This is a genomic window from Aggregatibacter sp. Marseille-P9115, assembly GCF_920939465.1.
Classification (GTDB): Bacteria; Pseudomonadota; Gammaproteobacteria; order Enterobacterales; family Pasteurellaceae; genus Aggregatibacter; species Aggregatibacter segnis_B.
Genome location: NZ_OV100759.1, coordinates 1,864,594 through 1,878,404 on the forward strand (window position 1 = coordinate 1,864,594; position 13,811 = coordinate 1,878,404).

10 protein-coding genes are annotated in these 13,811 nt (G+C 44.1%); 3 read left to right on the forward strand and 7 right to left on the reverse strand.

Annotated features, from left to right (window positions below; genetic code table 11):
- Window positions 1–2: 2 nt before the first annotated feature.
- Both hrpA and LQ983_RS08915 read left to right on the forward strand, forming a co-directional pair.
- On the forward strand, window positions 3–3,917 hold the full coding sequence (hrpA, locus tag LQ983_RS08910) for an ATP-dependent RNA helicase HrpA (RefSeq protein WP_230622410.1): 3,915 nt from the start codon (window positions 3–5) through the stop codon (window positions 3,915–3,917).
- Between the two features lie 143 nt (window positions 3,918–4,060).
- Window positions 4,061–4,561 carry a hypothetical protein gene (locus tag LQ983_RS08915; protein WP_230622411.1) on the forward strand — a complete coding sequence of 167 codons (501 nt, stop codon included), beginning with the start codon at window positions 4,061–4,063 and terminating at the stop codon, window positions 4,559–4,561.
- Between the two features lie 346 nt (window positions 4,562–4,907).
- On the opposite strand, the gene adk is transcribed toward LQ983_RS08915, so the two are convergent.
- The 4 genes from adk to galE form a co-directional block, all read right to left on the reverse strand.
- Window positions 4,908–5,552: an adenylate kinase gene (gene adk, locus LQ983_RS08920; RefSeq protein ID WP_109432199.1), complete on the reverse strand. Its 645-nt coding sequence runs from the start codon at window positions 5,550–5,552 to the stop codon at window positions 4,908–4,910.
- A 131-nt stretch (window positions 5,553–5,683) separates the two neighbouring features.
- On the reverse strand, window positions 5,684–6,982 hold the full coding sequence (locus LQ983_RS08925) for an AmpG family muropeptide MFS transporter (RefSeq protein ID WP_370636668.1): 1,299 nt from the start codon (window positions 6,980–6,982) through the stop codon (window positions 5,684–5,686).
- Between the two features lie 15 nt (window positions 6,983–6,997).
- Window positions 6,998–7,339 carry a hydrogenase maturation nickel metallochaperone HypA gene (gene hypA / locus LQ983_RS08930; protein ID WP_230622412.1) on the reverse strand — a complete coding sequence of 114 codons (342 nt, stop codon included), beginning with the start codon at window positions 7,337–7,339 and terminating at the stop codon, window positions 6,998–7,000.
- A gap of 5 nt (window positions 7,340–7,344) precedes the next feature.
- Window positions 7,345–8,361, reverse strand: a complete 1,017-nt coding sequence (gene galE / locus LQ983_RS08935) for a UDP-glucose 4-epimerase GalE (protein ID WP_230622413.1) — start codon at window positions 8,359–8,361, stop codon at window positions 7,345–7,347.
- A gap of 271 nt (window positions 8,362–8,632) precedes the next feature.
- Between galE and LQ983_RS08940 the strand changes: the two genes are divergently transcribed.
- Window positions 8,633–9,964 carry an NCS2 family permease gene (locus LQ983_RS08940; RefSeq protein WP_006718692.1) on the forward strand — a complete coding sequence of 444 codons (1,332 nt, stop codon included), beginning with the start codon at window positions 8,633–8,635 and terminating at the stop codon, window positions 9,962–9,964.
- A 52-nt stretch (window positions 9,965–10,016) separates the two neighbouring features.
- Here LQ983_RS08940 and tilS read toward each other — a convergent pair whose 3' ends face one another.
- From tilS to accA, 3 genes are all read right to left on the reverse strand, one after another.
- Window positions 10,017–11,327 (reverse strand): tRNA lysidine(34) synthetase TilS, encoded by a 1,311-nt coding sequence (gene tilS / locus LQ983_RS08945; RefSeq protein ID WP_230622414.1) that lies wholly within the window; start codon window positions 11,325–11,327, stop codon window positions 10,017–10,019.
- Between the two features lie 44 nt (window positions 11,328–11,371).
- On the reverse strand, window positions 11,372–12,229 hold the full coding sequence (pdxY, locus tag LQ983_RS08950) for a pyridoxal kinase PdxY (protein ID WP_230622415.1): 858 nt from the start codon (window positions 12,227–12,229) through the stop codon (window positions 11,372–11,374).
- A 72-nt stretch (window positions 12,230–12,301) separates the two neighbouring features.
- The gene (gene accA / locus LQ983_RS08955; protein ID WP_006718686.1) at window positions 12,302–13,255 is read right to left on the reverse strand and encodes an acetyl-CoA carboxylase carboxyl transferase subunit alpha; all 954 of its coding nucleotides are present in this window, start codon (window positions 13,253–13,255) and stop codon (window positions 12,302–12,304) included.
- Between the last annotated feature and the right edge of the window lie 556 nt (window positions 13,256–13,811).

Consider the following 13,811-nt stretch of genomic DNA (forward strand, 5'->3'; position numbering starts at 1 on the left):
GTATGAAGAATAAAACGGTAAAGCACGAATTAACCCCTTTACAACAATCCCTTTTTTCTCAATTAATTGACATTATGTTGGTGGATAAACGTCGTTTATCTGCCCGCATTCACGGCATCGGTAAGATTAAAAGCCAAGAAGCGCAGCAAGCCGTTGAGGCTGAAATCCAACAGCAAATTGAACAAGCAAGATTACGTGTAGAAAATCGTAAAAGTGCGGTGCAAAATCCCATCGTTTTTCCGGAAAGCCTGCCTGTTAGCCAACGCAAAGCTGAAATTGAAAAACTGCTTTCCGAGCATCAAGTGATCGTGGTGGCGGGAGAAACCGGTTCGGGTAAAACCACGCAGTTGCCGAAGATGTGTTTGGAGCTAGGATTCGGCAATCTAGGCACCATCGGACACACCCAACCGCGCCGTATTGCGGCACGTTCGGTAGCTGCTCGAATTGCGGAAGAATTGCAAACAGAGCTTGGAGATTTAGTGGGGTATAAAGTCCGTTTTAACGATCAGATTAGCGACAACACCCAAATTAAGTTGATGACGGACGGGATTTTGCTGGCGGAAATTCAAACGGATCGTTTCCTCAATCAATATTCTTGCCTGATTATCGATGAGGCCCACGAGCGTAGCTTGAACAACGATTTTATTCTCGGTTATCTGAAACAGCTTCTGCCACGTCGTCCGGACTTAAAAGTCATTATCACCTCAGCCACCATTGATGTGGAACGTTTTTCCAAGCATTTCAACAATGCGCCGATTATCGAAGTCTCGGGCAGAACTTATCCCGTGGAAGTGCGTTATCGCCCTGTTGCGGAAGAAGACGATCAAGATCAGCTACAAGGCATTCTCAATGCCGTGGACGAGCTTCAAGCGGAAGGACGCGGCGATATTTTGATCTTTATGAACGGCGAGCGGGAAATTCGCGATACTGCCGAAGCCTTGCAAAAACAAAATCTAAAACACACGGAAATCCTACCGCTCTTTGCCCGCTTGTCAGCGCAAGAACAAAACAAAATTTTCCATCCGAGTGGGCTAAATCGCATAGTATTAGCGACCAACGTCGCGGAAACCTCATTAACCGTGCCTGGCATTAAATATGTGATTGACCCAGGTACAGCACGCATTTCCCGTTATAGCTATCGCACCAAAGTGCAACGCTTGCCTATTGAGCCGATTTCACAGGCATCTGCTAATCAGCGGAAAGGGCGTTGCGGACGGGTGAGCGAAGGTATTTGTATTCGTCTTTATTCGGAAGAGGATTTTAACAATCGCCCGGAATTTACCGATCCGGAAATTTTGCGTACCAATTTGGCTTCCGTCATTTTGCAAATGACGGCATTGGGTTTGGATGACATTGAAGCGTTTCCTTTTGTAGATACGCCGGATAAACGGCACATTCAAGACGGCGTGAAGTTGTTGGAAGAGTTGGGGGCGTTTGAAACCGTTCAAACCAAATTGGGTGAAAAACGCCGATTAACTGCAATTGGTCGCCAACTTGCCCAACTCCAGGTCGATCCGCGCCTTGCCAAAATGCTTCTAAGTGCGGTCGATTTTGGCAGCGTTTATGAAGTGATGATTATCGTCTCGGCGTTATCCATTCAAGATCCGCGTGAACGTCCGACAGACAAACAACAGGCTTCCGATGAAAAACATCGTCGCTTTGCCGATAAAAAATCGGATTTCTTAGCATTCTTGAACCTTTGGAATTATGTGCAAGAACAGCAAAAAGAATTGACGAAAAATCAATTCCGTCGCCAATGCCAAAAGGATTTTTTAAATTATTTGCGTATTCGCGAATGGCAGGATATTTATCAACAAATTCGCCTTGCCGTGCGTGAAATGGGCTTGCCGATTAATTCGGAAAAAGCCGAATATCAGCAAATTCACACTGCACTTTTAAGCGGCTTGCTGTCGCATATCGGCTTAAAAGAAGTAGAAAAACAACAATATCTTGGCGCGCGCAATGCCCATTTTGCGATTTTTCCCAATTCCGTGCTTTTCAAAAAACAACCGAAGTGGGTGATGGCGGCAGAGTTGGTGGAAACCTCTAAACTTTGGGGGAGAATGGTGGCGGAAATTGAGCCGGAATGGATTGAGCCGCTCGCCGAACACTTAACGAAAAAATCCTATTCCGAGCCGCGTTGGTCGAAATCTCGCGGGGCGGTGATTGCCGATGAAAAGGTGAGCCTGTATGGCGTGCCGATTGTGTCAGCACGACCGGTGAATTACGGCTCAATTGACCCAACGGTAAGTCGTGAGATCTTTATTCAATCTGCCTTGGTGGAAGGGGATTGGAACACTAAGCATAAATTCTTCAAGCAAAATCAGCAGCTGATTCGTGAAGTTGAAGAATTGGAACACAAAAGCCGTCGCCGCGATATTTTGGTGGACGAGCGCACTTTATTTGAGTTTTATGATCAGCGTATCGGCACTGACGTGGTGTCGCAAAAGCATTTTGATACTTGGTGGAAAAAGGCGGAGAAACAAGATCCCGAATTACTCAATTTTGAGCGTTCTTTCCTGATTAACGACGACGCGGAACAAGTGAGCAAGCTCGATTTCCCGAATTTCTGGCATCAAGGCAATTTAAAACTCAAATTAACTTATCAATTTGAACCGGGTACCGATGCGGACGGCGTGACCGTGCATATTCCGTTGCCGTTGCTCAACCAAGTGGAAATGACGGGCTTTGATTGGCAAATTCCAGGCTTGCGGGAAGAACTGGTGATTGCGCTGATTAAGTCTCTGCCTAAATCTTATCGCCGTAATTTCGTGCCGGCACCGAATTATGCGCAAGCCTTTTTAGGGCGTGCTGTGCCGTTGGAAAAGCCGTTGTTGGATACGTTGATTTATGAATTGCGTCGTATGACGGGTGTCACCGTAGAGGCGGAACATTGGCATTGGGAACAAATCCCGAGCCATTTGAAAATGACTTTCCGTGTGGTGGATGAAAACGGCAAGAAAATCGCCGAATCCATGAATTTAGACGAGCTGAAATTTAGCTTAAAAGATCGTGTGCAAGAAAGCATTTCTGCGGTGGCAGATGATGGCATTGAGCAAAGCGGGCTGCACATTTGGAGTTTTGCCGAGCTGCCGCAATGTTACGAACAAAAACAGCGCGGTTTCAGTGTGAAAGCCTTTCCTGCCATTGTGGACGAAAAAGATGCGGTGGGCATTAAACTGTTTGAAACGGAATTTGAACAAGCGGTGGCAATGCAACAAGGTTTGCGTCGCTTGTTGCTGCTCAACGTGCCGTCACCGATTAAATATCTGCATGAAAAATTACCGAATAAAGCCAAATTAGGGCTGTATTTTACGCCATTTGGTCGTGTGTTGGATTTAATTGACGACTGTATCGCCTGTGCCGTGGATAAACTCATTGCCGATTTTGGCGGCTTTGTGTGGAACGAAGAAGGCTTTGATAGGCTACGGGATTTCGTGCGTGAAAACGTTAATGAAGTCACCGTGGATATTGCGCAAAAAGTAGAGCAGATCCTCACACTCACCCACCAGCTTAATCAACGCCTTAAAGGCAAAATGGATTTCACCATGGCGTTTGCGCTTTCTGATATGAAAAGCCAGATTTCAGGTTTGATTTATCAAGGCTTCGTGCAAAAAAGCGGCTACGCCCGCCTATCGGATTTACTCCGCTATCTGCAAGCCATCGATAAACGCATGGATAAACTCGCCCAAGACGTCAACCGCGACCGTGCCGCTATGTTACGCGTAGAACAAGTGCAACAAGCTTACCAACAACTCCTCGCCAAACTGCCGAAATCCAAACCGATTTCTGATGAAGTGGCGGAGATTCGCTATATGATCGAGGAATTGCGTGTGAGTTTATTTGCGCAGCAGTTGGGGACGAAGTATCAGGTGTCGGACAAGCGGGTTTTGAATTTGATTGCTGAAATAAAATAGATGGTAATAGAAGTTTTTTGGCGGACGAATATCATATTCGTTCAATGTTCAGAAAGTTATACTAGAACTAAGCGAGTTTTAGAGTAATATTTTTTGTTATATATAATAGTGGAAAATTGCAACTAATTACAATTTAATCAGATATGGAAGTAATAATCAGAAAATCATTTGACTTAGCACTAGATGAGGCTACTTTGTTGTGGGGTATGACTAGTACTGCTTATCCGAAAAAACATGATTTAGTTATTAATACATTAGCAGTAAAAATGTTAGAGATAGTAAGTAGTTTCGCATTAAATTGCAGAAGAATCCTTGAACAATTCCCTAAAGCCAAAAAGTTTAAAATGACAAGTTCAAGATGGAAATGGAAGGCTATAAACAATAGACCAGTAATAAATGATCTATGGGATGCTATAAATTACATAATACACGCAAAAACACTCCAGTCTGGCTTTGAAGCTTTACCTGAAGATCTATCTTTCATAATAGGAAAAGATAATTCAGTATTTATTCCCTATATTTTAGTTGAGACAGATCATAAGGCATCCGCATATATTGATGTTTTTTCCATGATTTATTGCTTCTTATATGATGTAGTTGAGGCTTTCGATCAATTAGAGGCAAATAGGGCTAATTCTGACTAAGTATAAAAGTGCAGTTGTGAGGTGTACCCAAGATAGCGCAAGCGTCCACGCTTGTGCTTATGTGGTCCAAGCGAGGACGCTTGAACCATCGTTTTGTTTTTAAAAAGTGCGGTTATTTTTTCAAACGTTTTTCAACCCCCACGATAGCGCAAGCGTCCACGCTTGTGCTTATTTGGTCCAAGCGAGGACGCTTGAACCATCGTTCTGTTTTTGAAAAGTGCGGTCATTTTTTCAAACGTTTTTTCAACCTCAAAAACATTTTCAAAATCCACCGCATTTTTCTTTCATCAAAATAAAAAGCTGAATCTCAAAAGAGATTCAGCTTTCTTTTTCTTGTTATTAGCAATTAAGCTAAGATTTTGTCTAATTCTTTGCTGACATCTTCTACTTTTTGAGTGCCGTCTAAGCGGAAATATTGAGTGTTGCCCGCTTTGGCTTCTGCTTGGTAGTAATCTACTAATGGTTTGGTGGTGTTGTGATACACTTTCAAGCGGTCTAACACGGTTTCCGGTTTGTCATCGGCACGGATAATTAAATCTTCGCCGGTCACATCATCTTTGCCTTCCACTTTTGGTGGGTTGTAAACGATGTGGTAAGAACGACCGGAAGGTTGGTGTACACGACGACCGCTCATGCGTTCTACGATCACTTCATCCGGCACATCAAATTCTAGTACATAATCAATGGCGATGCCGGCAGATTTCAATGCATCTGCTTGGGGAATCGTACGAGGGAAACCGTCAAGTAAGAAACCTTTGGCGCAGTCTGCTTGGGCTACGCGTTCTTTCACTAAGGAAATGATCAAATCATCCGGCACTAATTGACCGGCGTCCATTAAGGTTTTCGCTTGTTTGCCTAATTCGGTGCCGGCTTTGATCGCAGAGCGTAACATGTCGCCCGTGGAAATTTGCGGAATGGCAAATTTATTCATGATGAATTGTGCTTGTGTGCCTTTTCCTGCGCCCGGTGCGCCTAATAGAATAATTTTCATGTTGTCCTCTTTTTTAAATGAAAAATAACTGAAAAAACCACCGCACTTTTCCTATTTCGGGAAGAAAGTGCGGTCAGTTTTGAAAATGTTTTATTAATCGTGGCGTATGGTTGCTTAATTCCCTAAAAATGTCAATTGCTTGCGTTCGGCACGGTGACTTTTTCGTTCCAGGGGGCAACCCAGCATAAACAGAGCATACCCGGGATCGCTAAAAATAAGCAAATCCAGAAGAAATGGTAGTAACCCACTGCGGCAACGATTTCGCCTGAAAGCGCACCGAGCCCTTTGCTCGGTAAGGCGGCAAGGCTGGTAAACAACGCCAGTTGAGTGGCGGTGTAAAGCGGGTTGGTTTCCCGTGCCATAAAGGCAACAAACGCCGCCGTGCCGAGCCCCACGCCAATGTATTCGCCACAAATCACAATGCCGAGTTTTAAGCGCGCTGCGTTATCGACAACGTGGAAATAATCAAATCCGGCAAGCCAAATAAACCCGCCGATAGTAATCAGTTGAATAAAACCAAAGACCCAAAGGGCGCGGTTAATGCCGAGACGCAACATCACAATGCCGCCTGCCATGCCGGCAATAATGCTCGACCACAACGCCGTACTTTTTACCACTAAGGCAATGTCTGTTTTGCTAAAGCCCATGTCCACGATGAATTTACTTTGTAACGTGGTGGCAAGAGCATCGCCGAATTTATACAGAAAGAGAAACGCGATAAAGCCAATCCCCGCATAAATGCCTTTACGCTGGAAAAATTCTTGTAGCGGAATGGTAAAAGCTTGATAGAACGGCTGCTTGTTTTGATGAATTTGAATTTGTGGTTCGCGACTTAAAAAGAAGGTCATAAATAGCCCACACAGCATGAAAAGTGCGGTCAATAAAAACACCGTTTTCCATGGCAGGAACGTGGCGAGATACAATGACAGTCCGCCCGGAATCAAACCGGCAATTCGGTAGGCATTAATGTGAATCGTGTTGCCTAAACCTAATTCGTTATCACGCAAAATTTCCCGTCGATAGGCATCCAACACAATGTCTTGGGTGGCGGACATAAAGGCGATGAACGTAGCCAGAAAAATGACCATTTGCATTTGTTCTTTCGGATCGTATAAACCGATCAAGTAAAGACTCAGCAAAAGGAAGAGTTGGGAAATGGCGAGCCAACTGCGACGGCGACCGAGAAATCGAGGAAAATAGCGATCCAGCAAAGGCGCCCACAAAAATTTGAGCGTGTAGGGCAGCGTGACTAAGGTAAAAGCCCCGATGGTTTGCACACTAATGCCGTTATCTGACAACCAAATTGGCAACATTTGCAGTAGCACGAAAAGTGGCAAACCGGAGCTGAAGCCGGTAAAAACACAAATCAGCATATTGCGGCTGAAAATTTGAGTGGCGAGAGAAGGCTTAATCGGTTGTTCTGTCATCATGATTTCAGGGAAATTTTATTCAACGGCAATTTCTTTAATGCGGAGTTCATCGCCGCTTTGTCGTTGTAAATGCACGCTGCCGCAATTTGGGCACGTGCTGTTATTGGCTTGAATTTCGACGAATTGTTTGCAATCCCAACACCAAGCCTTGGCGGGAATTGGAATTAAATGAAGCTTGCAATTTTCTGCCGGTGTGCCTTGTGCCGCCATTTCAAAGCCAAATTCCAACGCACTGGGTTCAATGCAAGAAAGGGCACCGACCTCCAGCCAGAGGTCGGTGACTTTGTTGACATTGTGTTGTTTGCATTGCTGCTCAACAATTTCAATGATGTTTTGACACAAAGAGAGTTCGTGCATAAGGCTTAATCCCGATACCCTTTCGGATTATTTTTTTGCCAATTCCAGGTGTCTTTCATCATTTGAGCTAAGCCACGTTCGGCTTTCCAGCCTAATTCTTTGGCGGCAAGGCTCGGATCGGAATAGCAAGTGGCAATGTCGCCCGGGCGACGATCTACTAATTTATAAGGAATTTGAATGTCATTGGCTTGTTCAAAGGCTTTTACCATATCTAAGACGGAATAGCCTACGCCGGTGCCTAAATTATAAATGTGCAAGCCGGCATCATCTTGATGGCGATCCAGCGCTTTTAAGTGGCCAATCGCCAAATCCACCACATGAATATAATCGCGTACGCCGGTGCCATCATGGGTATCGTAATCGCTACCGAATACGGAAAGTTGTGGCAATTTGCCGATTGCCACTTGGCTGATGTAAGGCAATAAGTTGTTTGGAATGCCATTCGGGTCTTCGCCAATTAAACCGCTTTCATGTGCGCCCACCGGATTGAAATAGCGCAAAATGGTCATGCTGAATTTTGGTTCTGCTTTGGCGATGTCGCGCAGGATTTGTTCCACCATAAACTTAGAGGTGCCGTACGGGTTAGTCGTGCCGCCCACTTTGCAGTTTTCGGTAATCGGAATGATTTCAGGATCGCCGTAAACGGTGGCGGAAGAACTGAAGACGAAATTCCACACGCCGGCTTTTTTCATTTCTTGTAATAAAACCAATGAGCCGGTGACGTTGTTCATATAGTATTCGGCCGGTTTTTGCACGCTTTCGCCAACGGCTTTTAAACCGGCAAAATGAATGACGGAATGAATCAGATTTTCAGCAAAGATTTTTTGTAACAAGTCGCGATCTAACACATCGCCTTCATAAAATTTTACACTCTTGCCGGTGATTTGTTTCACGCGTTCTAAGGATTTTGGCGAAGAGTTGCAAAGATTGTCTAACACCACAACATCTTTGCCGGCATTTAATAATTCGACGACGGTATGCGAGCCTATATAACCGGCACCGCCGGTCACTAAAATGGACATTTTAATTTCCCCTTATTGGTAACATAAATTATGTGCTAGTATAGCACCGATTTTTTAATCAAAAAATGAGCTTTATTAATAAGTTATTTACTTTTAGAGAATTGTTTTCATCAAGATTTCTATGTTGTTAAAACTAAGGGATTTTTAGTGTTTAAGCGGCGTAAAGAGAATAGAGATATTTTCGGCAATTTCTTGCGCAAACGTTTACTTCTTTTGGTGTTGCGGTAAAATAGCGCCTCTTTTTTTCAACGACAAATTAAAAGGTAATTTCATGTCATCTTCTCAATCTTCCGCTTTAGAAAAACGCTTTGAGTTGACTAAACGCGGTTCTACCGTACGCAAAGAAATTGTTGCCGGTTTAACCACTTTCCTTGCCATGGTGTATTCCGTTATCGTTGTGCCGAACATGTTAAGTGCGGCGGGTTTCCCGGCGGAATCGGTCTTTATTGCGACCTGTTTAGTGGCTGGCTTAGGCTCGCTCTTAATCGGTTTTTGGGCCAATGCGCCAATGGCAATCGGTTGTGCTATTTCTTTAACGGCATTTACGGCATTTAGCTTGGTTATCGGACAAAAAGTGAGTATTCCGGTTGCCTTAGGTGCGGTCTTTTTAATGGGGGTTTTCTTCACCCTGATTTCTGCCACAGGCATTCGCGCTTGGATTTTGCGTAATTTACCTGTCGGAATTGCACACGGTGCAGGTATCGGTATCGGTTTATTCCTGCTTTTAATCGCTGCAAACGGAGTAGGGCTTGTGGTGAGCAACCAAGCCGGTTTGCCGGTAAAATTGGGCGAGTTCACTGCGTTTCCGGTGATGATGTCATTAATTGGTTTGGCGTTAATTATCGGCTTAGAAAAAATGCAAGTGAAAGGCGGCATTTTATGGGTGATCATTGCGATTACCGTAGTCGGCTTAATTTTCGATCCGAATGTGACCTTTAACGGCCAAGTCTTCAAAATGCCAAGTTTCGGCGAAGAGTCTTTATTCTTGCAGTTAGACATCATGGGCGCATTACAACCGGCTATTTTACCGGTGGTGTTCGCTTTAGTGATGACTGCGGTATTTGATGCCACAGGCACTATCCGCGCAGTGGCGGGACAAGCGGATTTATTGGATAAAGACGGTCAAATCATTAATGGCGGTAAAGCCTTAACCTCCGACTCCGTAAGTAGCTTATTCTCCGGTATTTTCGGCACGGCACCGGCAGCCGTGTATATCGAATCCGCAGCAGGGACTGCCGCGGGCGGTAAAACAGGTATCACCGCCATCGTTGTTGGCGTATTGTTCCTATTAATGTTGTTCTTCCAACCATTAGCGTTTTTAGTGCCAAACTATGCGACAGCACCGGCGTTAATGTACGTGGGATTATTGATGTTAAGCAACGTCAGCAAACTAGATTTTGATGATTTCGTTGGCGCCATGAGTGGTTTGATTTGCGCGGTGTTTATCGTGTTAACGGCGAATATCGTGACCGGCATCATGTTGGGCTTTGCCGCATTGGTGATTGGCCGTGTGGTGAGTGGCGACTTCAAACGCTTAAATATCGGCACCGTTGTGATTGCCGTTGTTTTAGTGGCTTTCTACGCTTGCGGTTGGGCGATTTAATTCAGTCGATAAAGACAACAAAGGCGCATTTTGATGCGCCTTTTTGTTTGCCTTAATTTTGAAAAACAGTGAAAAAACCGACCGCACTTTGTAGCTTATCATCGTAGAAGATCAGCGGAATGCGTTGGCGTTGCCAAGGGGCGACGTTCAACTGTTGCCACACTTTTTTAATGTCTTTATTCATGCCGTTTGGGGTTAATTTCACTTTGCCCGAATAACGAAATCGAATCCAAACTTTCGTTCCCTCTAAGGGTAAATTTAATGCTTCTTGATGTGTTTTCCCATTTTCGTCTTGCCAAAGTGCGGTCATTTTTTCGCGTGTTTTTTTCAGTAACAACGTGCCTAAATGATCCGGCAAGGAAATGGGGTGATCAAATGTTGCCTCAACATATTCCTGTGAAATATCGTTAAATATCGGCGTGAGAAATAAACGGTGTTGATAGCGGCGGACAATGTTATCGTCTAGGCGAAATTGTGGTTGTGCATCGACTTTCGCGAAAATGACATCCGAAATGATTTGTTCTAATTGCACGAGAGAGGGGAGGGGAACGCCCCAATCTTGCAACCATAAGCGTAACAAAGCGCGTTGTTTCACCGGCGAATAGTCGGCAAAATGTTGCAGGTTAAAAGTGCGGTCATTTTTTACGATGTTTTTTTGATATTCTTCCGCTAACAGCTCATTAAGCAGTTGCTGTTGTTCATAACAATGTTGTGCTGAACGTTGCACTGCCGAATCAAAATGCGCCCAGCGTTGGCGCAATTCAGGCAATACGATGTTACGCAGGAAATTGCGATCGTATTGATTGTCTTGGTTGCTTTCATCCTCAACCCAACTCAGCCCTTGCTGTTGTACAAACTCAAGCAATTGTTCTCGGCTAAAATTCAATAACGGACGAAAAATGGGCACACCGTAAACATTGCTTTTAGTCTGCATCGCGCCTAAACCTTGCACGCCACTGCCGCGTTTTAGGGCAAGGAAAAACGTTTCCGTTTGGTCTTGTTGATGGTGTGCCGTGGCGAGCCATTCGGTCGGTAAAATTTTCTGTGCAATGGCTTCATAACGGGCTTGGCGGGCACCTGCCTCAATGCCATTTTCTGTGCTGACGTTCACGTGTTGAATTTGCAATGGAATATGAAATTGATGGCAAATTTGTTGACAATGGGCTGACCAAGCATCGGCATTAGTGCTTAATCCGTGATGAATATGGATGGCGCGCAGCTGAAAGTGCGGTTGTTTTTCACGAAGTTTTGCAAATAAGGTGAGTAGCGCCGTGGAATCCAAACCACCGCTAAATCCAATAAGAAAGTCGGTTTGATTTGGGGCTAGTCGTTGTAATTGCTGTGAAAAGGCATCAAGAAGCATAGGCAGATAAAATGTCCTCCCGTTGAATGGGAGGACGTTGAAGATTAGGCGATTTTTTGTGCTTTATAGTGGCTGCGCGGATGGACGATGAGATCTCGAGCGGCAATGATTTGTAATTCATATTCGCCCCGTTCTAACGTTGTTTGCATGACATCATTGACAGCGTTTGCCATGTGTTCAAACGCCTCTACATCTGATTTTCCATTGAGTAGGTTGGCGAGGAATAAACCGGCGGTTAAATCACCTACGCCGACCGGTTCGCGATCAAACGGGTGCAACGGACGGGAAATGTGCCACATGCCTTGTTCGGTTGCCAGCAACATTTCAAATTGTGTCGCCTCTTTTCCCACTTTACTTAAATGCTTGACCAGCACTTTTTTCGGCCCTTTTGCCAAAATGGCTTGTACGGCAGTCAGTGCCTGTTTAAAGTTTTCAACCGGTAAGCCGCTTAATTCACGGAGTTCCACCAAATTCGGTGTAATAATATCCGCTTCTGAAACAATGTTAATCAGACCTTCACGCACACCGTCTGCTACGATACAGCCTTTGTCAGGGTGTCCCATCACAGGATCGCATAAATAAAGCGCATGAGGATTGATGGCTTTAATTTTATACACAGCGTTGATGATTTCATCGATTTGTTCGGCAGATCCCAAATAACCAGAAACCACGGCATCACATTTTTTCAAGGCATCAATTTCATCAATGCCGCGTACGATTTCGCCGATTTGTTCTTTTGGAATAACAATGCCAGTCCATTTGCCATATTGGGTGTGATTAGAAAATTGCACGGTATTTAACGCCCAAACGTCAATACCGTGCAATTGCATTGGGAAGGTTGCCGATTTGTTGCCGGCGTAGCCATAAACTACATGAGATTGAATTGAAAGTACGTGTTTCATTGCCTTTTCTCCTTTTCTTCTCTTTTTGACTGCGCAGGAAAGTGCGGTGGGATTTTTATTTGTTTTTCTTTTCTATGCGTAACCGTAGCTCATTAAGCGTTGATAACGGCGATCCAACAGATTTTCTTGATTTAACACGTCTAAATCAGCTAAGTCTTCAAGTAAACGTTTTTTCAAGTTTTTCGCCATTTCAGCGTAATTGCGATGTGCACCGCCTAACGGCTCACGAACGATATTGTCAATCAAGCCAAGTTCTTTTAAACGATTGGCGGTTAAACCCATTACTTCTGCCGCGGTGGAGGCTTTATCGGCGCTTTTCCACAAAATAGATGCGCAACCTTCCGGAGAAATAACGGAGTAGGTGGAGTATTGCAACATGTTGACTTTATCACCCACGCCGATAGCCAATGCACCGCCGGAACCGCCTTCACCGATAACGGTACAAATCACCGGTACTTTTAAGAGGGACATTTCGCGTAAGTTACGTGCGATCGCTTCTGATTGACCTCGTTCTTCCGCGCCTACGCCAGGGTAGGCTCCCGGGGTGTCAATGAAGGTAATAATAGGTAATTTGAAACGCTCTGCCATTTGCATGAGGCGTAATGCTTTGCGGTAGCCTTCCGGTGCCGGCATACCAAAGTTACGTTTTACTTTATCTTTGACGGTACGGCCTTTTTGGTGGCCAATAACCATGACCGGTCTGCCGTCTAAACGCGCCAAACCACCGATGATTGCTTTGTCATCGGCAAAAGCACGATCGCCGGCAAGTTCTTCAAATTCAGTGAAAATATGTTCGATGTAGTCAAGAGTATAAGGACGATTCGGATGACGGGACATTTTAGAAACTTGCCACGCATCTAAATTTGCAAAGGTTTTTTCGGTTAATTCGATGCTTTTTTTCTGTAAGCGAGCAATTTCATCATCAAGATTAATGTCATTATCTTGGTTTGCCATAGCGCGTAAAGATTCGATTTTCGCTTCAAGTTCGGCAATGGGTAATTCAAAATCTAAGTATTCTTGACTCATTTGTAATTCCTAATTTTATGAAAAATTTGTACCGCACTTTAACAAGATTTTAGAGTGGGTGCAATCAGATAGAATATTTTATGTGTTTTTTTCATAAAAGTCATAAAATTTAATCTGGTAACACCAGCTAAGGCTATGTAATCAAAGTAATTTATGGTGTTTATCGAATAAAGGAAGAATGAAAAAAATGACTGAAATATCGAGTTGTGCTCCAATTGACAATCAGCTAAAACGATTTTATCATGTAGTCACTTTCAAGATAAGATGTCTGAAGGTCAGGATTGGTCTCCTGAAATAAGCGGGCTGAAGGTATAAACACTTTTAGTATCAGTTTTATGTCGCAAACTACAAACCATCATCAGTCAATGGTGGACTAGGTAGAAACCCGCAGGGATGCGACGCAGTATACCGCTTACTGTTAAGACCAATTCTGCTTAGTTCACCACCCAATCCTAAGTTTCATTTCTAGTTAATCTTAATTTCGATATTTATTCTGACAAATGTTTGATCAGTTGTTTTTCTATTCTTGAAAAAGGTATTTTATAGAAATAAAAAA